At 40.4% G+C, this 21,469-nt stretch carries 20 protein-coding genes and 1 pseudogene; 5 read left to right on the top strand and 16 right to left on the bottom strand.

The annotated features are described in order from the left end of the window. Nucleotides 1-264: 264 nt before the first annotated feature. From NR125_RS19670 to NR125_RS19660, 3 genes and pseudogenes are all read right to left on the bottom strand, one after another. Nucleotides 265-2,427: a DNA topoisomerase III gene (locus NR125_RS19670; protein ID WP_256815942.1), complete on the bottom strand. Its 2,163-nt coding sequence runs from the start codon at nucleotides 2,425-2,427 to the stop codon at nucleotides 265-267. 171 nt (nucleotides 2,428-2,598) lie between these two features. Further along, nucleotides 2,599-5,540 (bottom strand): annotated as a pseudogene (gene pulA / locus NR125_RS19665) (type I pullulanase). Nucleotides 5,541-6,063: 523 nt separating this feature from the next. Then, on the bottom strand, nucleotides 6,064-6,354 hold the full coding sequence (locus NR125_RS19660; protein ID WP_009332653.1) for a hypothetical protein: 291 nt from the start codon (nucleotides 6,352-6,354) through the stop codon (nucleotides 6,064-6,066). A 317-nt stretch (nucleotides 6,355-6,671) separates the two neighbouring features. Here NR125_RS19660 and cspD point away from each other — a divergent pair, with 317 nt between their 5' ends. Continuing rightward, the gene (gene cspD, locus NR125_RS19655; protein ID WP_009332654.1) at nucleotides 6,672-6,872 is read left to right on the top strand and encodes a cold-shock protein CspD; all 201 of its coding nucleotides are present in this window, start codon (nucleotides 6,672-6,674) and stop codon (nucleotides 6,870-6,872) included. A 56-nt stretch (nucleotides 6,873-6,928) separates the two neighbouring features. Here cspD and NR125_RS19650 read toward each other — a convergent pair whose 3' ends face one another. Together NR125_RS19650 and NR125_RS19645 are read right to left on the bottom strand one after the other, a co-directional pair. Continuing rightward, nucleotides 6,929-7,105 carry a zinc-finger domain-containing protein gene (locus NR125_RS19650; protein ID WP_009332655.1) on the bottom strand — a complete coding sequence of 59 codons (177 nt, stop codon included), beginning with the start codon at nucleotides 7,103-7,105 and terminating at the stop codon, nucleotides 6,929-6,931. 26 nt (nucleotides 7,106-7,131) lie between these two features. Next, nucleotides 7,132-7,788: a ribonuclease H family protein gene (locus NR125_RS19645; protein WP_019379739.1), complete on the bottom strand. Its 657-nt coding sequence runs from the start codon at nucleotides 7,786-7,788 to the stop codon at nucleotides 7,132-7,134. Nucleotides 7,789-7,974: 186 nt separating this feature from the next. Here NR125_RS19645 and NR125_RS19640 point away from each other — a divergent pair, with 186 nt between their 5' ends. From NR125_RS19640 to NR125_RS19630, 3 genes are all read left to right on the top strand, one after another. Next, nucleotides 7,975-8,652: a queuosine precursor transporter gene (locus tag NR125_RS19640; RefSeq protein WP_009332657.1), complete on the top strand. Its 678-nt coding sequence runs from the start codon at nucleotides 7,975-7,977 to the stop codon at nucleotides 8,650-8,652. 252 nt (nucleotides 8,653-8,904) lie between these two features. Beyond that, on the top strand, nucleotides 8,905-9,306 hold the full coding sequence (locus tag NR125_RS19635; protein ID WP_256815936.1) for a reverse transcriptase-like protein: 402 nt from the start codon (nucleotides 8,905-8,907) through the stop codon (nucleotides 9,304-9,306). Between the two features lie 4 nt (nucleotides 9,307-9,310). Further along, on the top strand, nucleotides 9,311-10,228 hold the full coding sequence (locus NR125_RS19630) for a DMT family transporter (RefSeq protein WP_256815935.1): 918 nt from the start codon (nucleotides 9,311-9,313) through the stop codon (nucleotides 10,226-10,228). 38 nt (nucleotides 10,229-10,266) lie between these two features. Here NR125_RS19630 and NR125_RS19625 read toward each other — a convergent pair whose 3' ends face one another. Together NR125_RS19625 and NR125_RS19620 are read right to left on the bottom strand one after the other, a co-directional pair. After that, nucleotides 10,267-10,530, bottom strand: a complete 264-nt coding sequence (locus tag NR125_RS19625) for a DUF6123 family protein (protein WP_009332660.1) — start codon at nucleotides 10,528-10,530, stop codon at nucleotides 10,267-10,269. Between the two features lie 109 nt (nucleotides 10,531-10,639). Beyond that, entirely contained in the window at nucleotides 10,640-11,101 is a 462-nt protein-coding gene (locus tag NR125_RS19620; RefSeq protein ID WP_009332661.1) for a divergent PAP2 family protein, read from the bottom strand. Nucleotides 11,102-11,323: 222 nt separating this feature from the next. Between NR125_RS19620 and sspL the strand changes: the two genes are divergently transcribed. Next, nucleotides 11,324-11,461 carry a small, acid-soluble spore protein L gene (gene sspL / locus NR125_RS19615; RefSeq protein WP_009332662.1) on the top strand — a complete coding sequence of 46 codons (138 nt, stop codon included), beginning with the start codon at nucleotides 11,324-11,326 and terminating at the stop codon, nucleotides 11,459-11,461. 374 nt (nucleotides 11,462-11,835) lie between these two features. On the opposite strand, the gene NR125_RS19610 is transcribed toward sspL, so the two are convergent. The 9 genes from NR125_RS19610 to NR125_RS19570 form a co-directional block, all read right to left on the bottom strand. Continuing rightward, entirely contained in the window at nucleotides 11,836-12,726 is an 891-nt protein-coding gene (locus NR125_RS19610; RefSeq protein WP_009332663.1) for a 5'-3' exonuclease, read from the bottom strand. A 79-nt stretch (nucleotides 12,727-12,805) separates the two neighbouring features. Then, on the bottom strand, nucleotides 12,806-13,195 hold the full coding sequence (locus NR125_RS19605) for a hypothetical protein (protein WP_256815934.1): 390 nt from the start codon (nucleotides 13,193-13,195) through the stop codon (nucleotides 12,806-12,808). A 304-nt stretch (nucleotides 13,196-13,499) separates the two neighbouring features. Further along, nucleotides 13,500-14,336, bottom strand: a complete 837-nt coding sequence (locus NR125_RS19600; protein ID WP_256815933.1) for a sulfurtransferase — start codon at nucleotides 14,334-14,336, stop codon at nucleotides 13,500-13,502. Beyond that, the gene (locus tag NR125_RS19595; protein WP_192907736.1) at nucleotides 14,333-14,524 is read right to left on the bottom strand and encodes a hypothetical protein; all 192 of its coding nucleotides are present in this window, start codon (nucleotides 14,522-14,524) and stop codon (nucleotides 14,333-14,335) included. Before NR125_RS19595 ends, NR125_RS19600 begins: the two co-directional genes overlap by 4 nt. A gap of 28 nt (nucleotides 14,525-14,552) precedes the next feature. Further along, nucleotides 14,553-15,302 carry a nucleotidyltransferase domain-containing protein gene (locus NR125_RS19590; RefSeq protein ID WP_251156228.1) on the bottom strand — a complete coding sequence of 250 codons (750 nt, stop codon included), beginning with the start codon at nucleotides 15,300-15,302 and terminating at the stop codon, nucleotides 14,553-14,555. A 28-nt stretch (nucleotides 15,303-15,330) separates the two neighbouring features. Further along, the gene (locus NR125_RS19585; protein ID WP_256815932.1) at nucleotides 15,331-18,993 is read right to left on the bottom strand and encodes a dynamin family protein; all 3,663 of its coding nucleotides are present in this window, start codon (nucleotides 18,991-18,993) and stop codon (nucleotides 15,331-15,333) included. 397 nt (nucleotides 18,994-19,390) lie between these two features. Then, nucleotides 19,391-19,954: an isoprenylcysteine carboxyl methyltransferase family protein gene (locus tag NR125_RS19580; protein ID WP_009332674.1), complete on the bottom strand. Its 564-nt coding sequence runs from the start codon at nucleotides 19,952-19,954 to the stop codon at nucleotides 19,391-19,393. A 4-nt stretch (nucleotides 19,955-19,958) separates the two neighbouring features. Next, nucleotides 19,959-21,041, bottom strand: coding sequence for a type III polyketide synthase (locus NR125_RS19575; protein WP_009332675.1), 1,083 nt, complete (start codon nucleotides 21,039-21,041; stop codon nucleotides 19,959-19,961). 237 nt (nucleotides 21,042-21,278) lie between these two features. Next, nucleotides 21,279-21,425: a hypothetical protein gene (locus tag NR125_RS19570; RefSeq protein ID WP_019379750.1), complete on the bottom strand. Its 147-nt coding sequence runs from the start codon at nucleotides 21,423-21,425 to the stop codon at nucleotides 21,279-21,281. Nucleotides 21,426-21,469: the final 44 nt, after the last annotated feature.

Raw genomic sequence — 21,469 nt, 5'->3', positions numbered from 1 at the left:
GCAAGCGCCTTGCCCACCCCCGACAAACACAAGACGAGCCTATCAGAAAGGCGTTCTTTGCCTCTTTGGGAGGATTGACTTGTGATCTCGAGGGGGTAGCCGCTCGAGCTAGACCATTCTCAAAATTCAAAGATATAAATTCAGATATTATAAATGCGCAGAGCGCCATGTCCACTTTATTTCATTCATTAACAATTATAAGACTTTAACGATTTTACTACAGTTGGAAAATGGAGACAAGGAAATTCGCTGCAGCAAGCAAATTCAGGTCTTTTGCGGGAAGAGAAATTTGACTCTATTCTCCTGTCGGTCCCAGGTTAATTTAGCTGAAAATGTTTTATCCTTTCCTTTGCTTGTAAAACCTTCAACTAAGTCTGTTTCCCCATCCTTCAGTAGCTGTTTGATCAGTTTCTGAGTCATCGTCTTGCCCATAATGCTTTTGGAAATAGTGAAAGTGCATTTTGTTTTATTATAATTGGAGCAGCCATAAAAGCTCCCCTTATCAACAGCTTTACCATCACACAGCATGCATTTGCCCAGATTGACTGCTCTTTTTTGCTTGAATTTCCCGGGCGTGAACCCCTCTTTATCTTCCTCAGAGAATGTCCACTTTCCCGCATGTTCAATGGAGGCGGAAATCAAATGGCCAACCATTTTATTGGTTTGCTCCATGAATTGTTTGGGGGATGCCTGACCATCCGAAATATCCTTCAGCCGCTGTTCCCATTTGGCTGTCATTTCTGGAGAAGCCAGTATTTCTGTGCCTATTGCTTCTATCAGGATTTTTGCTTTTGAGTTTGCATATACAAGATTCTTCTTTATATCAATGTATTTGCGCTCCTTCAGCATTGTGATGATTCCCGCCCTTGTAGCTTCCGTTCCAAGGCCTTCCGTCTTCATCAGGACCTTCTCAAGTTCCTTATCTTCGATTTGCTTCCCGGCCGTTTTCATCAGTGTAATCAGCTGGCCTTCCGTATACCTTTTTGGCGGCTGGGTTTTGCTTTCTTTTACATCCGCCTTTAACACTGTACCTTGATCACCCGCCTGCAATAAAGGCAGAATCGGTTCCTTTTCCTTCTCCTGCTGCGGAATCACTTTTCTCCAGCCTTCTTCAAGCTGTACTTTTCCCTTGGATAAAAACAAAGCTCTTCCATCTGCAAGGGTTTTAATAGTTGTATATTCTGTTACAGCTTTTCCATAATGTGCAGCTATTAAGCTCCTAACGATCAGGTCATAGAGAATTTTTTCATCCGAAGATAATCTTACCAGGTCGGGCACTTGTTCGGTCGGAATAATGGCATAGTGATCAGTTACCTTTTTATCATTCACATACCGTTTATTCTGCAAAATCGAGCTTGAAGGCAAAGGGAAAAATTCCTTATACTCATCTTTTGTTTCCATTTTCCTGAGGATCTCCGGAAACATTTCCGCTTCTCCTTCTGTTACATGCCTGGAATCTGAGCGAGGATATGAAACGATTCCTTTTTGATAAAGCTTCTGCAATACATCAAGTGTTTTTTTGGGCGGGAATTTGAATCTGCGGTTGGTTTCTGCCTGCAATGCAGAAAGGTTATAAAGCATCGGCGGCAGGAATTCTTTTTTTTCGGCCTGCACATCTTCTACCTGTGCATCTTTGTCCCTGCAGAATGCCGCAATCTTTTCGGCAAGCTCCTTCGTCTTAATTCTTGATTCCCCATCTTTTTCCCACTTGCCGATATATTTTTTCCCGTTTACTTTAAACTGTGCATTTACTTCCCAGAAAGGTTCGGAAACAAAATTCTGGATTTCCTGTTCCCTTTTTACGATTAAAGCTAAAGTGGGAGTCTGAACCCTTCCTACTGAAAAAACATCCGAGAAGCCTTTCTGCTGCAGAAGAAGACTGTATAATCGTGAAGCATTCATGCCAACGATCCAGTCGGCACATGCTCTCGTATAGGCTTCATAATATAAGTTCCTTGTGTCACTTTCATCCAGCAGGGTAAGAAACCCTTCCTTTATGGCTTTAGGAGTCAAGGAAGAGATCCAGAGCCTTTTCATGGGCACTCTGGTACCGGTAAGCCTTAGAATATTCCGGATGATAAGCTCGCCTTCTCTCCCTGCATCACCAGCATGGATAATTTCTGTTAAGTTAGGATTAGAAGCAAGCTGTTTGATTATATTAAATTGTTTTGCTTTATCCTTTGTCACTTCATATTGAAATTGCTCCGGAATTATGGGCAATGTATCCAATGACCACTTTTTCCAATCCTTCTTGTATTTTTCAGGGGCAGACAGCTGGCATAGGTGGCCTATAGCCCAAGTAACATGAGCCCCTTGGGGAAATATATCGTTCGGAAGGATCTCAATATATCCCTGGTGTTTCTTCATTTTAAAAATAGAAGCCAGCGTCATACCCTGATCGGGTTTTTCCGCGATTATCAATTTCATACTTTAGCTCCCTTTGCATTGTAGAACAAATTGTAGACATCTATTTTAATATTAACCTAAAAATTTAGCAAAGGGAGTTAAAATACCTATATAGTTATGAAATTTTTAAAACAATCTGTTCCGCTAAGCAAAACAAAAGAAGAATCCCCTGACAGGATTCTCCTCCGTTACTTATCTTTTTAGAATAAAGCTTGTTTGTGCAGGTACTTCAATTGTTTTTGACTGATATATCTTTAGGTTTTTTATCCCTGCCTGTTTTCCGTCTGCAAGCAAATGCCAAGGGCCCTTGCCTGGAAGTGTTATTTTGGCTGTTTCTGTATTTGCATTATGGATTACAACAATCTCTTTCGCTCTATCTTTTAGGCCTTTTGCATCCAGTCTATATGCCACCGTATTATCTGGGGCATCAATAAATTCAAGCTTTGATTGAATATCCTCAGCTGATGTCATTCTAAACGATTTATAATGCTTTCTGAGCTTAATCAGACCTTTAAAATAGTCTACTTCCCCGCTGAAATCTGTTCGGCGGTCCCAGTCTAACTGATTTACACTGTCAGGGGATTTATAGCTGTTGTGATCCCCGTATTTTGTCCGCATGAATTCCTGGCCTGCATGAACAAAGCTGATTCCTTGGGATGTCAGTATAATGGAAGATGCCAATTTATGCATTTTCTTTCTTGATTCCTCCGCTGCGTCTGGATTAGTCAGTTCAAGCTTATCCCAAAGAGTGTGGTTATCATGCGCCTCAGCATAGGTAACCGCCTGTTCAGGATCTTTGTATGTGGCCATAGTGCCCGGATATTCCAATCCTGCTGCAATTCCTTGCTGAACAAAGTTTTCCATGCCTTGTTTGCCATTTACAAAACCTTTATCCAGTTCATCAAACACACTGCCTTTTAAACCATCCCGGATGCCATCGTTGAAATGGCCAATGCCAGGCATATCTTCGGCATTTTTCTGATTGGCCTTTCTTTCAGCTGCCAGTGGTGTGTTTAAATCCCATCCCTCCCCAATGATAATGATAGTAGGATCAATTTTATCCAATGCCTTTCTTACTTTATTCATTGTTTCAGTATCATGAATGCCCATCAGATCGAAGCGGAATCCATCAAGATTATATTCCTCAGCCCAATATGCAACAGAGTCGACGATAAATTTCTGCATCATTTTTCTTTCCGAAGCTGTATCATTGCCGACTCCTGTGCCATTGGCAAGTGTTCCATCTTCGTTATAGCGGAAATAGTAGCCTGGAACAAGCTTATGGAAACTGGATTCATTTACTGCAAATACATGATTATACACAACATCCATTACAACCCGCAGCTGCTCTTTATGGTATTCCTGAATCATTGTCTTCAATTCTGTAATTCTTGCAGCTGGATCATAAGGATCAGTAGAATACGAGCCTTCCGGCACATTATAGTTTTTAGGATCATAGCCCCAGTTATATTGTGGTTCGTCCAGTTTTGTTTCATCAACTGTCCGGTAGTCATAAATCGGAAGGAACTGAACATGTGTGACTCCAAGATCTTTTATATGATTTAAACCTGTTTTTTCTCCTTTTGAATTTAAAGTGCTTTTCTCAGCAGCTCCAAGGAACTTCCCCTTATGCTTAATGCCGCTGTCCTCATGAATCGAAAGGTCCCGTATATGAACTTCATAAATGATGGAGTCCTCTGGATTCTTTAACTTCGGCTTCTGTTTATTCCACTTTTTAGGGTCGGTTGAATCCAGATCCATCACAACGCCCCTGTCGCCATTCACTGTTACAGCCCGGACATAGGGATCAGTCGCTTCTGTCCATTCCCCTCCGATTTTAACTTTATAATTGTAAATCAGCCCATTTTGATTACCTTTTAGAACAGTTGTCCAGGTTCCTTTTTCACCTCTATTAAGAGGCAGTTCTTCAGCAGTCTGATCATCCCAGCTGTCATAAAGCACTATCGATGCTTCACTTGCTGTAGGAGCCCAAAGCCTGAAGGAGGTTTGATTTTTCGCATACTGGTTTCCCAGCTTCCCATCATAATAGAAAGCATCATCAAATTCCTTTGATCTGACAATATCCCCAATCTTCACCTCTGCCTCTCCGAATGAAACTGCAGAAATTTTATATGATTGCCTGAAATCTAGTTTATCTTCTGTTATCACTCTTACTTTATTTGTAAAATCCTTTTCCTCGTCCCCGTCAAAAGGAACAACTTCTTTAATATTGGCATTGTCAATTTCAATGATGGATTCCCAATCCCTCCACTGGAAAGGAAAATTGGTTTCAAGCGTAATCTGATTAAAAGTATCCATAGAAGCATTCACTATTTTTGGATCTTTTTCAATATAGGCTGGATTGTAATAAATTCTTTCTGTTCCCTGAACAATCCATATTTCTGCATTCCCATTTTCATCGAACTTTGTAATAAAGCGATCACTAAATTCCTTGCCTGCCCAGTCATTTCCTTCTATGCTCTTCCTGACTATAATCCGGCCTTTGTCATACCTTCCGGATTTTCAAGCTCAAATTCAGCAACTTTCCCAAAATCATCTTCTGCTGCAAAATCAACTCTTTTGCCATCTTTGCCTTCTGGCCAAGTCCATAAATTCCAGCCTTCATAATTACCGTCATATCGAAAGTAGTGGAGTTTTACCTTCACCCTTTCAAATGCTGGAAAGTCCCTGTACTCACCATCAGGCGGTGATGTATATGTATGTTCATCGCCTGCTTTTACCCATACTTCATCATTGCCGCTCTGTACATTGATGAATCGGTCTCCCCCATCCTTCTCCCAGCTGTCAGTACGGACAATAAACCCAACTTCATCATGGATTCCAGGGAGTACAATCTCTGCAGTGAGTCCAAATTCATCTTCACCAGTGAATTCAAAAGCCTGACCTTCGCCATCTTTAGGCCATACCCATAAATTCCAATCTTTCGCATTGCCCTCTGCAGGCTGATAATGGATAGTGACTGCCGTAGTCTGATCGAGCCCTTGTGTCGTTTTTTTAGCTGATGCAATCGTTTGCATGAATGGGGATAAAAAATTGGATGCCGCCAATATTATAGCAGCGGCCAGAAAAATAAACTGTTTATACCCTCTCAACATAAGTCCTCCTTTGCAAATTGTTTAAAGTTTCCTGCAATTATATATTAATCCATGCAGGAAAGCGTTTGCATAAGGCGGAAGACCCTGTGATTTATTACCTAATAAATTTGCTTGCAATAAGAAAAGCGCAAGCGCCTTGCAGTAAGAACGCCATATCTCTCAAAAGCTGCCTATTTTGTCGTGCGGTGTGTATACCGTCGAAGCCTTCCTTAACCTGTGGGCATCAAGCACACGACGAGCCTCTCGGAAAGGAGTTCTTTCCCTTTTTTCGGAGGCTGCCCTACATGTAGAGGCGACTGCACAGGGACGACAAGCATAAGACGAGCCCTGCAAGAAGTGTACTTTCCTTGGAAGGGATTGGCTAGTCTTTCGTCACTAGGAGCCGCAACTAGACAGCCTTGTGACCTCGAGGGGCAGGCGCTCCTCCTAAAAGCTAACACTTTTAGTCGTGCGATGATAAAGCTGTCGTTGCATTCCTTGTGGAGCTGGAAAGTTATCGGCGACCAAAATTTTTTTCTATCAAAAAAATGGCTTTTGCCGATCATTCTTTAAGATAGCGCTTTATTGTCAGGTTTTTTTGGATGTACCATTTATTTTCTGTAACAATGTTTGCGACCGTCAAAATCATGGATGGAATTTTCTCAACATTAAATACAATGATGCCTAATTGGTCATTCATAATAAGAAATGACTCTCCATGTGAGTATAGAGGGAGATCCTTGCCAAGCTGCAGGATCGAGCTGATGATGGCCTGCTTCTCTTCTGCTTCTATTTGGATGTTGGGTGAAAACCTCAAGATCCAATCTTGATTCTCAATGGAAAACCGATACATTTTCCTCACCCTTTGCCAACAAGATAATTAATAATTAATATGAGAAAATCTCTAATTTATGTTATCAATTCACTAGTGAACATTGCATTTCACTCTCAAATAAACAAAAGTTGAAATATTTTAAATATTTTATTGTTTTTTGTAAAAAAGCGTTTTAATTCCTTGACGGAAAGTGCCCATTCATGTATATTATAATCATCATTTAACAGAATATATTTCCGTTATTAGATAAAAATATCTGCTCTATGTTTTGTTAGGTGGTAATATTCATCTAAGGCACAAGATGTGTCTTGACAGGCTTAGGAGGAAAAGTAAACATGCAAAACGGTAAAGTAAAATGGTTCAACAATGAAAAAGGTTTCGGTTTCATCGAAGTTGAAGGCGGAGACGATGTATTCGTTCACTTCACTGCTATCCAAGGTGAAGGTTTCAAATCTTTAGAAGAAGGCCAGGAAGTTTCTTTCGAAATCGTTGAAGGAAACCGCGGACCTCAAGCTGCAAACGTTGTAAAACTATAATTCAAATATAACGATAAAAAGGCTGGCACCTGCCAGCCTTTTATTTTTTTCCTGATTTATGAAAGCTTGCTGCCTATTGATTTAATTTTCTCACCTACAGTGCACTCTGTAATGCAAAATCGATGGGCATATCTGCGCCCTCTTTCCTCTTTATGATGCTTATGAAGGAAGCAGTCTTTGCAGTAACTGATTATCAGCTCCTCCACTTCATTAATAATTTCCTTCCTGCTCAAACGATTCACGCCTTCCTTATATCGGATTATATGATCTGCATTTTGCTGTTAATAAACTTCCCCTGCAGTGCCTGACCGGCCAATTTATCTGCTTCTTTATTTTCATTGCGCGGAATGGGTCTATATCTTGGCAAAATACCAAGCTTTTTAATCTTTTCTTCAATTCGGTCAAGCCAGCGGTTTAAATTTTCTTCATAACATGGCCATTCACCTTCAAGCTGTTTCAACACTACCTGTGAATCACCTTTGAATTCACAAGTCATATGATGAACGCCCATTTCTTCGAGCAGGTTGAGAGTGTAATAAATGGCAGCATATTCTGCTTCATTATTATTATCCATCTCATCAAATAGCTCATTTGCCCGCACACGGTACTTTTTTTTGCCCTGTTTAAAATATATTACTGCACCGAGCCCAGCCTGACAGGTTTCTTTATTAAATCCCCCATCAAAAAATACGGTAATATCGTGGGGATCCTCTTCCACTTCCATTAGAAGTTTTCTCATTTCCTTTGTGCTCCATGAAGTGCCAGCTTCATCATAGTAAATTATTTCTTTGCCCTTCCCTGATTTTTCAATATCTTCTCCAGCCTGCAAGGCCGATTCACCGTCAATCCAGTCTGAAGTAAATAATATATCCTCATTACCTTTAAGTTTATATTTCCATTCCAATTTATATTTCATTAAGGTCAGCCTTTCTGTACTTTATTAGCTGGTCATCATTATTAGAACTGTTTGCAATAGTTGAACTTATTATACTTTACTCAGTTTATTACTAACTGAGTATATTTCAAGGTATAATGGTCAATGACAATTTTATATCTCCTGCGGTTCGTAAACTCCCGCATTAACAAAACTAGGAGGAATATGATGTTTAACGAATGGTTTGGACTTCTCTTTGCAATTATTAATTTCACATTAGTATTGACTATGTACCGCGTGTTCGGAAAGACTGGTTTATTCGTGTGGATTGGCTTCTCTACTGTCATGGCCAATCTTCAAGTCGTAAAAACCATTGAAATGTTCGGCCTGACGGCTACTTTAGGAAACGCTATGTACGGTACCGCTTTTCTCGTTACGGATATCCTAAATGAAAAGTACGGAAAGGAAGAAGCAAAAAAAGCTGTATGGCTTGGTTTCTTTACTCTTCTGTCCATGACTCTCATCATGCAGATGGTTTTATTATTTAAACCGCATGAAACAGATTTTGCACAGGAGCCCCTCAGCACTCTTTTTTCGATTCTGCCGCGGATTGCTGCTGGAAGCCTCGCTGCCTATTTAGTCAGTCAATTTACGGATGTTTATATTTTTACCTATTTAAAAAAGAAATTTCCAAAGGATGGCCAATTTTGGATCAGGAATAATGGCAGCACTATGATCAGCCAGCTATTGGATACCCTTGTTTTTACAAGCATTGCTTTCCTCGGCGTATTTCCAATGGAGGAATGGATTCAAATATTCATCACCACTTATTTGCTGAAATTTATAGTAGCTATACTTGATACCCCGTTTGGCTATATTGCTAAACGTTTTCCAGTAAAAGATTAGGATGCCATTTTTGGTATCCTTTTCTGTTTTATCGCGGTCTGACGGGCAGTAGGCTCCCCCAATTAAAGACTCAGCGGTATCAATGGAGGATAACTGGGGGATCCAACTGCCCGTAAAGGCCCGATTGGTTCAACTAACAATCAGTGGGAGATAAAGCCCCCCACTTATTGAAGTTTCACTTTATCGCTTATTTTTATGATAAACTACACTTAGTTTACCCTATTATGCTGTTAAAATCAGGAGGCAGTTTAATTGATTGAAGTGTATATCGATGGAGCAAGTGCCGGAAACCCGGGTCCCAGCGGGGCAGGCATTTTCATTAAAAATAATGGCCAAGTTGAACGCTATTCCATTCCTTTAGGGAATATGGAAAATCACGAAGCCGAATACCGTGCATTTATTCATGCTCTGGAAATATGTATAGAAAAGGGATACAAAACAGTATCCTTTCGAACGGATTCACAGCTCGTTAACCGGGCCGTTGAAAAGGAATTCGTTAAAAATAAAAAATTTGCTCCCTTGCTTGAAAATGCTTTGGAGCTTACAAGGCAATTTGATTTGTTTTTTATGAAATGGGTGTCCAGCTCCGAAAACAAAGGAGCGGATGAATTAGCCAGAGCTGCCATTCGCAAAAATAGAACGAAAGGTCAATGAGATAATGAATAGATCGGTTATATTTGCAGATGTAAGCCTATTGCTCGTAGCCTTTGTGTGGGGAACTACCTTTGTGCTTGTACAAAACGCCATTGCTTTTCTTGAGCCATTTTCTTTTAATGGCGTACGCTTTTTCATGGCCGCTTTCTTGCTGGGAGGCTGGCTAGTTATTTTTGAAAGAGAACAGTTAAAGAAAATAAACAAAAAGCTTTTGATTTCTGGAATTATTATGGGCTTGTTTTTATTTATAGGCTATGCTTTCCAGACAATCGGACTGCTTCATACAACTTCCTCAAAAGCTGGCTTTATTACGGGGTTAAGTGTAGTAATGGTCCCAGTCTTTTCTTTTATGCTTTTAAAAATTAAGCCAGGGTTCAATGCTATTATAGGTGTATCAATTGCAACAGCGGGATTGTATTTGCTTACAATGACTGATAAAGTCTCGCTAAATATCGGTGATGCATATGTATTAATCTGTGCAGTTGGTTTTGCCCTTCATATTATATTCACAGGAAAATATAGCAGCAAATACCCGGCCCTGCTATTAACGGTTATTCAAGTATGTACCGTGGCCTTGCTATCAGGCATTTTTGCGTTTTTTACAGAAAATTGGCAGCAGGCATTTGAAACTGGAGTATTATTTAAGACCAATGTGGTGACTGCTCTAATTGTAACTTCATTGTTTGCGACCGCGCTCGCATTTTTTGCACAGACTGCTTTTCAAAGATTCACAACCCCAACAAGAGTGGCCCTCATATTCGCCATGGAACCTGTGTTTGCTGCTGCTGCAGGATTTATGTGGGCGAATGAGAGACTTTCCTTTAGTGCCCTGACTGGCTGTCTGCTAATTTTTGCAGGTATGGTCTTTGCAGAAATTCCTGCTAAGAAAACATTATCCATCTTTAGGAGAAAAACAGCTTAATAAATAGAAAAAGGGCGTGTCCTCAAAAAACACGCCTTTTAAATGATTGATTTTTCTTTTACAAATTTTATTGCTTCACGCCTGCTGGTAATATTCTTTGAAACCAATGTTTCAAGCAATGATACGTAAAAACTGCCGTCAAATGATTTCTGAGCTTTTAATGTAAGTTCTATTGCTGCATTGGCAAGCTCATCAGAAGCATTGGTATAATTTTTGCCAAAGTAAATGAAGCCAATCGCGTCTTCCCGAAATTGAAATCCTTTACTTTGCAAAAAGTGCAAATACTCTTCAACTGTCTTCATTTCACTTACCCTCTTCCCCTGCTCCCTCCTGCGTTCTCCTAAATCTTACCTGATTTTTCGACAATTATCTACCTTTTTTCTGCATGAAGCAGGGGAGTTGTAAGCTCAATTATTTCTTCTTAGTTAGAAGGTAGCCAAGTGTTCCGGTTAATACACCGAGGAGAGCTCCGCCCAATACTTCAGCAGGCTGGTGGCCGAGCATTTCCTTCAGCTTCTTTGGACCTTCCTCCTCAAACTTAACTGTCTCATCTTTGTGAATTTTATCAACCAGCTCACCAAGACTATTTACCTTTAAGGTAAGCTCACCGGTTTGACGCCTGATTCCCTGGGCATCATACATAACAATCAGGCCATAAACCAGTGATAAAGCAAAGTCGACCGTCGGAACTCCGCGCTTTAAAGCTATAAAAGTGGTTAAAGAAGAAACACCAGCCGAATGAGAACTCGGCATGCCCCCTGTCTGGAAAAACAAATCAGGTCGAAGTTCTCCCTTTTTCACATAATGGATGGGGATTTTTAGGCCCTGTGCCAGCCCTATACTTAAAAGAGCGATATAAACTCCCTTGTTCATAACAATTCACCTCTTCTTTATTGTGAAGTATGCAGACTTTTATTATTCCTCCTTCAAATGCTAAATAGGCCTGTAATTATGGAATAATTAAACCCAAAGCAGAAGAAGAACTCACCGCATCAGTTGCTAAATTGTACCCTCGATGGACATGATTAAAACCCGAAGACTTTAACAATAATAAGGTTATCAATGGAGAAGTTGCTGACTGGGGAGGTGAATCACATGAGCAAAAATGGACATACAAACAGAGGAATAAAAGCACCTGGTGTAAACCCTCAAGGATACGGGCAGGATGCTGAATTTTCAGAGGAACCTAAAAGCAAACTGGAGAATGCAGCGAAAAAGAAGAATACTAAATAAATTGGATGCCGCCTTTGGCGGCATTAATGTTTGTTAGAGTAAAGCTGCATTTGGGGTCTGATGGAGATGTACACATTTTACTTCGGTTATATGTGCATGATCCTTGTGTGAGCGGTTACTGTCATTTTTGTGCGCGGGGGTTCTTCGTTTACGCGCGCTTGACCCTTGTGTGCTCGGAGCTCTCTCGTTTGTACGCGCAAGCTTTTCTTATACGCGCTGGCTTGGCGAGGATGTGCGCGGGGGTTCTTCGGTATGCGCGCATGATTATGGTGTGTGCGGGTTTCTTGCATTTATGCGCTCAGTTTTCTCTTTTACTTGGAGATGCGCAATCATGAAAAAAATTTAAAACCCCAGGCAGGAGCCTGGGGTCTCTATTATGCATATTCCTTTTTAAAATCAAGAAATCTATGAAGACCGCGGAATTCAATTTCAGTGAATTTCTCTATGACCTTTTCCCGGTTCATTGTGAATTGCGCCAGGTCTAGAGGGCATTCAACAGGTACATCGCATTTTATTTCGGCGAGCTGTCTGCTCAAGTGCAGCATTTCAAGATCCTGTTCGATCTTGGCACGCTGTCCTTTTGTGAGCTGTTCCAGGTTTTCTAATACACCTTCAATATGCTCAAATTGCTGCAGCAGCTTCAGAGCTGTTTTTTCGCCAATCCCTTTTACTCCGGGATAATTATCACTTGTATCTCCCATGAAGGCTTTCAAATCAATCATCTGCTTCGGTGTTATTCCCTTTTCTTCATAAAAGGTTTCTGTCGTATGCACCAGATAATTGCCGTAGCCTTTTTGCAGCAAAATGACAGAAATATTATCATCCAGAAGCTGAAGGATATCCTGGTCGCCAGTAAGGATCAGTACTTCCGCTTCCTGGCTTGCTTTTCTTGCAATGGTGCCAATGCAGTCATCAGCTTCATATCCTTCAAGGCCAATATTTGGAACATCAAAAGCTTCCACGACTTCTTTTACCAGATCGAATTGAGGCACAAGTTCAATTGGAGCTTCAGGACGGTTTGCTTTATAGGCATCAAACATTTCCGTACGGAAGGTTTTGCTTCCCATATCCCAGCAAACGGCCACATGAGTCGGGCTAAAGGAAGAAACAGCCGTTAAAAAGTGTTTAACAAATCCGTAAACTCCATTTGTAGGTATTCCTTTTGAATTTATCATAAATTGACCGGACATCGCTGTTGCAAAATATGCCCTGAACAGCAGAGCCATTCCATCAACCAGCAGCAGTGAAGGTTTTTTCTCGTTCATTTTTCCGCCTCCCGATTATAATCATAACAACTATTATATCATGGGAAACTCTCCGTTTCTCTTGAAAAGTTTTACAGCCCTATTCTGTTTCCCTTATTAGTTCAACTCCATGTTCTTCCAGTTCATAGTAAGTAGCGATTCGCGCATTTCGGACATTATTATTTAATGGATACGCATATGTAGTTCCATCTTTAAAGGTAAAGATTAATTCATCATCAGACATAACACCCATTTTGTTTATGACCGTTTGCCTGGCATGTTTGATTTCCGGCCAATTATAGTGCTTCTCCTTCAAACTGAATAATGTATTAAAATGGACACCATTCTTATCAATATAGTGGTAATAATCAAAACTGAGGATAACTGTAGCCAGTGAAAACAAAAAACCGGCTCCTGTAATAAATTTCGCAATCCTGCCCAATTTTTCAGCACTGTGCAGCCAAACCCCCGCTAGGATAAAAATCCCCATCGATGCCAAAGCTATGCTAAATGTAACATAAGCGGCTTTAGGCGCTTCGAAAACCCAGGTCCCTTCAGGTCTGAAAAATTGTGCCTGAAATGGTGAAAGTAAAAATATAGGAATAAAAATTGCTGACAATATTAGAATAATTGCAGTCGTTACCAATATTTGTTTTGTTTCAGTTCTTTGTTTTTTTGTTATCGTGTAGCCCGAAGTATTCATTTAACCACCCCATTTTCAAAATCTATTAAACCTTTTAAATTATATAATAATTTTAACAGTAAAAAAATCCCTTTTTTTGAAAGGGATTCCTCTATTCTTCGACAGTTTCTATTTTATTTCCGTCATAAGAGATCCAATCGCTGAAGCTTCCAGCATATAATTTAACATTACTGAAGCCAGCTTCCTTTAATGCCAGAAAATTAGGTGCTGCTGTTACCCCAGATCCGCAGTAAACAACTACAGGTTTATTCTTATCGATGTCTGCAAACCGTTTTTCCTGTTCCTCTGCTTCTTTAAACCTGCCATTTTTATACGCTTCAAGCCAAACTCTATTGATTGCTCCAGGGATATGGCCGGCTTTTTTATCAATTGGCTCCTCCAGTCCCAGGTATCTCTTTTCCTCTCTCGAGTCAATAATAACAGCAGTATCCTGATTACCGGTATATTCTTTAACTTCTTCGTATGAGGCAAGTATGTCAGGCCGCAGATCGATTTTAAAGTCAGCTGGCCCGAAGCTTTGAATCTTATTATTCAAAGGATAGTCGCTTTCAGCCCATTCTTTATATCCGCCGTTCAATACATAAACTTTATCATGTCCCAAATACCTGAGGAGCCACCAGAACCTTGCGGCAAAAGCCCCTTCTCCTCCATCATAGGCAATTACTGTGGTATCCCTGCTGATACCAGCCTTCTCCAGGACTTCTTTAAATTGAGAGGGATTTGGAAGCGGGTGCCTGCCCCCATGTTCTCTAACAGGGCCTGACAGATCCTTCTCTAAATCAAAATACACGGCATTGGGAATATGGCTGAGATTATATAAGCTGCGCCCTTCTTCAGGTGACCCAAGTTTAAAGCGGCAGTCGGCAATTCGGATATTAGGATCATCCAGTTTAGTTACTACCCATTCCTTTTCTACTTGATACTTCATTTAAGGTTCTCCCCTTTTCTCTTTTCCATCAGGCGTTTTATATGTTCCTTTGGTGTCCAGCAGTTAAATTGATAGTCAGGTTTCGTTTCATAGCCCAGTCTGCTGCAAAAATAAACCATTCCTTCTTTACGCTTTTCAGGATGGAAGTTTACGCAGGTTGCACATGCATGAAATGAATTTTTCTCCATAGCTCTCCCTTTACTTCTCAGAATGATATTAAACTTTCAGCAGTTCCCAAAGCCATTTATTCAGTCCGGATACTTTGCCTTTTCCTATAGGCATTGATTCACCGGCTGTATAGAGGAATTCCCTTTCTGACTCGAGTGTATCAGCTATTTGATTAGCTAGATGCTCCTGAATAAGATCCCCGCGTTGTTTTGCATTAACCAGGGTCTGATAAAAGCGGGTAATCTCATCCTCTTCCTTTAAGCAAAAGAGACCTGTATACAAAAAATCTCCGTTTATTTTGCTTTGCTGAAGCAGCTGCCTTGAAATGAGGCAGGCTCTTATCGCCTGGATTAACAGCTTCTGTTTTTTAATTGAAAAGCCCTCTTTTTTTGCCGCTTCCCCAAGATTGCGGGAAAATAGCTGGGTGTAATGCTGGAATAACTTATACCGTGAGAACTCTTTTTCCGCGATACTCCTCAGCCTATTTGAAAAGCCATCCCTATCCTTGTAGATGATGGGTGAGTATGCCCATTCGAATATACTTGGATTTGATCTTTGCATAAGGTCAAATGCTTTAAAAATATCCCAGCCGTGCGCATCATAAGGGTTATCTGAATCAATAACCTCTTTGGCACGTTCAAGGGAAAGATATGTTTTCAGGTCCTTATGTTTAAAGATGAAGCGGATATCATAATCTGATTCCGCATCATCTGTCCCCCAGGCCCTGCTTCCTGCTTCACATGCAAACAGGATGTCTATATTATATTTTTCTTCAGCAGCGGAAAGCCATTTTTCCATAAGAAAAGCAGCAACCTTTCAATACCTATTATTCGTACTGTGCAATGTTCCTCTCAATTTCTTTCAGCTCTTCAATCGGGAAATCATCTTTTAAAGCAGCCGTAATACCTTCATAATATTCATTGTTCTGTTCAATCAGCGAATTGAGCAGCCGCTCAAATTCGACCGTCAGCAGGCTGCTGTAATGGAATTTTAGTCTGGTGCTTTCAGCTTGCAGGTAACGATCTGCAGGTTCCTGCAGGTTCTTCTCCAGTTCATCCGCCAACTGCTTGCGTTCATTCTTTTCAAAAAACGTTTTTGGGTTTTTAAAGTAGGATAGAGCCTTTTTAAATTGGTTCGGGTCTTCATTGGAAAATGCAGAATCAAATTCAATACTCTCCATTTTTAATGGCTCATATGAGCTAAAAGACAAATCACTGTTCACATTGGCGGCTTTTTTCGAAATAGTCTCCTGCTGCTGGCCGATCAGCTTGGATATATAGGATTCAAGCCTTAATGTTGTTGCACGAAGTTCCTGGGCAAAATCAAACCCAAAGCTTGCAAGGAATTCATCAAGAGCGATTTTAAGCATTTTCTTTAAGTTCCGGCCATCATCCTTCAGGACTGAAGGGTTGAAAGCCTCCTTAACAAAATCAAAGAAACGCAGAAATACTCTTTGCTTGATGTAAAAGACTAGCTCATCCGTTTCCTGTTCAAGCCTTTGGGAAAGCAGTTCGGATTTTTGTCCACGGATAATCTCAGTAACCGTCTGATGCTCTTCCTCAAGCTGTTTCAGCTTTTCAAACCTGACTTCTTTATTTTCCTGTGAGGAGGAAATGTAAGACCTCAGCTGGGCTAATAGCCGCCTCCACTCTGTTTCTGCTGATGAGATGGAAATATTCAGCAGGTCTTGATTTATAAAGGAGTAAAAGCTTTTTTCAAATGAACTGATATTGGAAACTCCCTCTTTGCTGTTATCCAGCTTCTCTGCCAGAGCTTGAAGGCTTGAAATGCCAGACAGATGCGGCCGGCGGATTCCGTATTGCACCAGCTGTTCTTCAACGTACTCCAGTACCGAATCCTTTTCTTCTTCATTATTGGCAAGGTCAATGGCATTAACGATAAAGAACATTTTATCAAGTGAGAAGGTGTCTTTGACCCTTCCAAGCTGAATAAGAAATTCTCTATCGGCTTTCGAAAAGGCATGATTATAATAAGTTACAAAAAGGATTGCATCCGAGTTTTTTATATATTCAAATGCGACCCCGGTATGCCTCGCATTAATCGAATCTGCCCCAGGTGTGTCAACCAGGGTAATTCCCTGCCTTGTCAGTTCACAATCAAAGTAAACCTCTATTGTCTCAACGAAGCATGATTTTTCCTCATTGGCTACATAATCCCGAAACTCTTCCAAATCAGCTTTTATGATTTTCCCAAGCTGATCTGTGAAGAAATTAAAACCTCTCATAAAGGCATTAAGAAATGCAAAGTGTGTCTTTTCATTCGCATCGAAATCCTGGTTTTCCCCAGTGATCTTTTTAATCGCTGCAGCAGCATCGCCAAAGTTTCCTGCAGAATAATCAAAGACCTTCAATGAATGATTGATATCATTTAAGAGAGTCTGTGAATCCTTTACTTTTACAAGAACAGTTCCATGGACATTTTCAGCCGTAACAGGCTTAATTTTGTTGATTGCAGCTGTCGTCGGATTTGGTGAAACCGGAAGCAGTTTTTTCCCGATTAAAGCATTGGCAAAGGAGGACTTTCCTGCACTGAATGCACCAAAAAGGGCAACTGTGAATTCTTTGCTCTCAAGCCTTGATGCTTTATCTGCCAAATCAGCAGCAAGCTTTCTGAAACCTGGGATATCCTTTACTGCATTAGCGGTGAATTGAAGCTTTTCAATATCAGGCTGAACGAAAACCGCAGGAACGGCTTCCCCTGTCTGCTCTTCCTCAGCAGATTTTCCAGATTTCTTTGGCACCTTTTCCTTCTCAGCTTTATCTTCATGCAGGAAAACAACTTCAGCTTCATCGACATCTTCTGCTGCAAGGATTTTGGCTTGCTCTTGAAACTCAACTTGAGCAAAGTCACCTGTTAAATAGACTTTCATCTCGGCAGATGCCTTAATAACTTTTTCATTGAGAGCTTTAATTGCACTAAGAGCTTCCGCATAGACAGTAAGCTTGCGGATTTCATTGACCAGTACAGTCTGATCCTGGCTGATATTTTCTTCAAGCGCTTCCAGTAGTGCATTTTTCAGGAAAGCTGCGTTCTTTTTGGCAATTCTCTTTACAGCCTCTGCGGTGTCGTTCGTATACTGAAGAACATAATCTCCTGAAACCATGGCCCCGGACTTTACTGTTTCGGCTAAAACTGCTGGTTCAAAGGAAAGCTTGAAGCTCTGAACTTGTGCTAGAATTTCTGAATCATGGATATTATGCTGCTTGAACTGCTGTAAAAACAGCTCTTTTATATGCCACTCCAGCTGAGACTTAACCTTTTCGGAAAAATCTTGATAGAAGCGGTCAAGCCGCACTGACCTTTCCTGCTCCGTTTTCTGTTTGCTGAAAAATAGGCCAATTTTAAACGAAGGCTGGCACGACTCAAGGTAAGATTCAGCCAGTTCCCTCGTCTGGAAAGGCATTAAATAAGCGTTTTTTAAAATCTCATCTATCTTTCCGGTTAACTCAATATCTGCTTCATGCATAGAAGACTTTAGCTTATTCAACTGATTCTCTAACTCTTGCAGCCTGTTTCCGAGCTGATCCCGTTCATCCTGATCTAATTCAGCCAGTTTTTCTTCCCATTTACCTTTTTCAGCTGCATGGGTGTCTCCTAAAAATGCCAGATGGTCCTCTGTTAATTTCTTTAAAGAATTAAAAACGGATTGGGGCAAAAGCTCTTCACGGTTATCAATGCTGCTGTTAATAAAGTTCTGAAGTGCCTTAAAATCGTTTGCCTGGTGATTTTCATCTTTTAACGTGGTGTAAAAAATCCGCGCAGGCTTTACTCCCCAGGATGCAAATGATTCCTTTACGCTTTCTTTAAATTGTTCAAAGCTGAGCTCTTCATCCCGATGTTTATCAATTTGATTGATAACAAGATAAACTTCTTTTCCTGCAGCCGTCAGTTCTTTTGTAAAAAGAAAATTTAATTCCGACTGGACATGGTTATAATCCATAACATAAAAAATAAGGTCAGCCAAATGAAGAGCAGATTCAGTAGCAATTCTATGCGCATCATCTGTAGAATCGATTCCAGGTGTATCCATAATTACTGCCTTCTTGGGCAAACTGGTGGCGGAATGGCTTATTTCAATGGAATGAATTGAATCGCCGTCCTTGCAATAGGATTTTACCTGTCCGTAATCATACGGAGCAGGATAAAGCCTTGGCTTTCCTTCCTTAAAAATAACTTTTGCATAATCTTCCTCACCTGATTTGACTTTTACCAGGTTGGCACTGGTTGGAATCGGCGAGGACGGAAGGAGGTCCTCTCCTGCAAGCTTGTTAATCATGCTCGATTTTCCAGCAGAAAAATGTCCGCAAAAAGCGATGGCAAATTCCTGGTCTCTTAGCTTAATTAAGAGATCTTTAGCTCTTTTAGCTGTCTGGCTATCCCCATTTCTCTGGGCGAATGTATATATCGCAGTAATTCTGTTCATTAATTCAGTTTGCTGTAATCCTGGTTGCAAAATCGTGTCAGCCATTTCCATTAATCCCCTTGTAACTTTAATTTACTTCCTATTTTAAATGATTTTCGTTTATTTTCCTATATAGGATGGTTTATTCTTTGATTTTTCTAATATTTCTCAGCAGCTGCTTTTATTCTATGTTCAATTGCTTGTATTTTCACATGCGTTAAAAAAACAAAAACCAGGCCTCCCGCGCCTGGTTTCAAAAAATACTATTATCTTGTATGTGGTCTAGCTACGTTATTTAATACATGTTTCATAACAAGTGAGTAGGCAGCAATTGTGCCTGCAACAAATAGAATTGTCATATGTAGCAACACCTTCCTGTTGGAATGATATTGAGAATAATTTTCAAATTCAATTAAAAGTTTATCACGAACGATAATCATTTTCAATAGGGATATTAAAATTGTCAAACTTTTTTAATATCTCTATTCATGCCAGGTCTTAATCGTAAAAAAGCTTCTTCGTATCCTGTCAATTCTTTCAGTGCTTTTTCTTCGGCTGGTATCCTGACCGAAAGTACCATTATGTTTAGCAGGGTAAATACAGCCGCAGTGATATAAGCCTGGAACATTAAAGGTATTACGAGAAATTCAGCAGCTACAATTACATAATTGGGATGCTTTATAAAGCGGTATGGCCCCCTTCTGACGACCTTTGCCCCCGGCATGACTATGATTTTGGTATTCCAGTATTTCCCTAAAGAGAAGAGTGCCCATACTCTTCCTGCCTGGGTAAGAAAGAAAAGAATCAGAAGAATGGGCCAAAAAGGGGACAGGTCTTTTTCAAAGATGGTTACTTCAATCAGAAAGCAAATGAAAAAAGAAACGTGAACCGCAACGATCCAGGGATAGTGCCGCTGACCAAATTCCAGTGCGCCCCGGCCTTTCATCCACTTTTCATTATTTCGGGCTACAGCAAGCTCTGCTGCCCTCTGCAAAATGATGACGGCAATAAATAGTTTGAACAGCATGTATTCACTCCCATTCCAGCAGCAGTAATTCCGAGCTAAATCCCGGGCCGAGAGCAGTTGCAAGTCCGGTATCTCCCTTTCTGCCGATCTCCATAAACCTTTTCAGCACGTAAAGAATGGTTGCTGAGGACATATTCCCGAACTCCTTTAATACATCAAGTGAAACTTTTGTCATATCAGGATCGAATTGCAATGCTTTCTGATAAGCATCAATAACTTTTTTTCCCCCAGGATGGGCAACAAAATGGATTATTTTTTTCATCTCCATGCCTTTTCCCCTTAGAAATTCCGTTACATTCTGCTTCAGCCAGCCCTCTATTATGGATGGTATATCCTTTGAGAAAACCACATATAAGCCCTCATTCTTCACTTCCCAGCCCATCACATCCAGAGAATTGCGCATTGTTGTTGATTGGGTTCCCAGGATTCTCGGAATGGATGACACCTTTTGAAAATCCCTTTGAACTTCATCACCCGTTATCAGCGCACATGCTGCGCCGTCAGCAAAAAGAGAGGTCCCGATAAGATTACTCTTTGATCTGTCATTGCGCTGAAAGGTCAAACTGCATAATTCTATAGTTAAAACCAATACTTTTGCTTCAGGGTAAGCCAGGCAGTATTCATAGGCTCTTGAAAGGCCTGATGCGCCGCCCGCACAACCCAGTCCCCATATCGGTATTCGCTTCGTATGTTCAGAAAATGGAAGCTTATTCATGATTCTTGCTTCAATACTCGGTGTGGCAATTCCTGAGCTTGAAATAGTAAAGATGGCATCGATATCATCACATTGGAGATTCTTGCTCAGGAAAATGTCATTTTCCAGACAGCACTTTATAGCCTTTGTTCCCAGTTCAATAGCCTGTTCAATATAAGCATTGTTTCGCTCTTCAAATGATTTATCTGTTTTAAACCATTCGAGTCCCTTTGCGAAGTGGCGCTTTTCAATTTGGCCGTTGCGGAAAGCTTTCAATAGGCGTTCAATATCCTTAAAGGACTCTGAAAATAAATCTCTGGCAAAATCCATTACCTGATCCTGTGTCAGAACATGTTCAGGTATTGCTTCTGCAACTGATACAATTGCTGGCATACATGACTCTCCTCCGCTTGCTTTCTTTTACTTTTTCCAAATAAAAGCAATTTATGTTACAAAATTGGATAATGAAGCAAAAAAAAAGCTCCCCCATTAGGAGGAAGCAATGTGTTTTGAAGGAGTTGTTGTGCATCTTTATTATAATGGAATAACTAAATGAATATCATTACTAAATCTTTTCCAATTAGCTCTAGAGCCAAGCATTCAATAAAAAATGGCTGGCCCATGGCATAGTTATTCTGATGCATCCAATCCATTATTGTTTTTGTGATGCTTTTGTACTTCTATATATATTTTTTTCGTAACCAGGATACCGCAAGCAGCACAAACCTCTTCTTCATTATATAAAAGCCGGCAGTTATCACAATAAAATTTCTCCATCACATTCCACTCTCTTTCGTGCGAGAAACAATCGCTTCGGAAAT

Source organism: Cytobacillus sp. Bac17, from assembly GCF_024519925.1.
Lineage (GTDB): Bacteria > Bacillota > Bacilli > Bacillales > Cytobacillaceae > Cytobacillus > Cytobacillus pseudoceanisediminis.
This window is presented reverse-complemented; position numbering and strand designations above follow the sequence as displayed.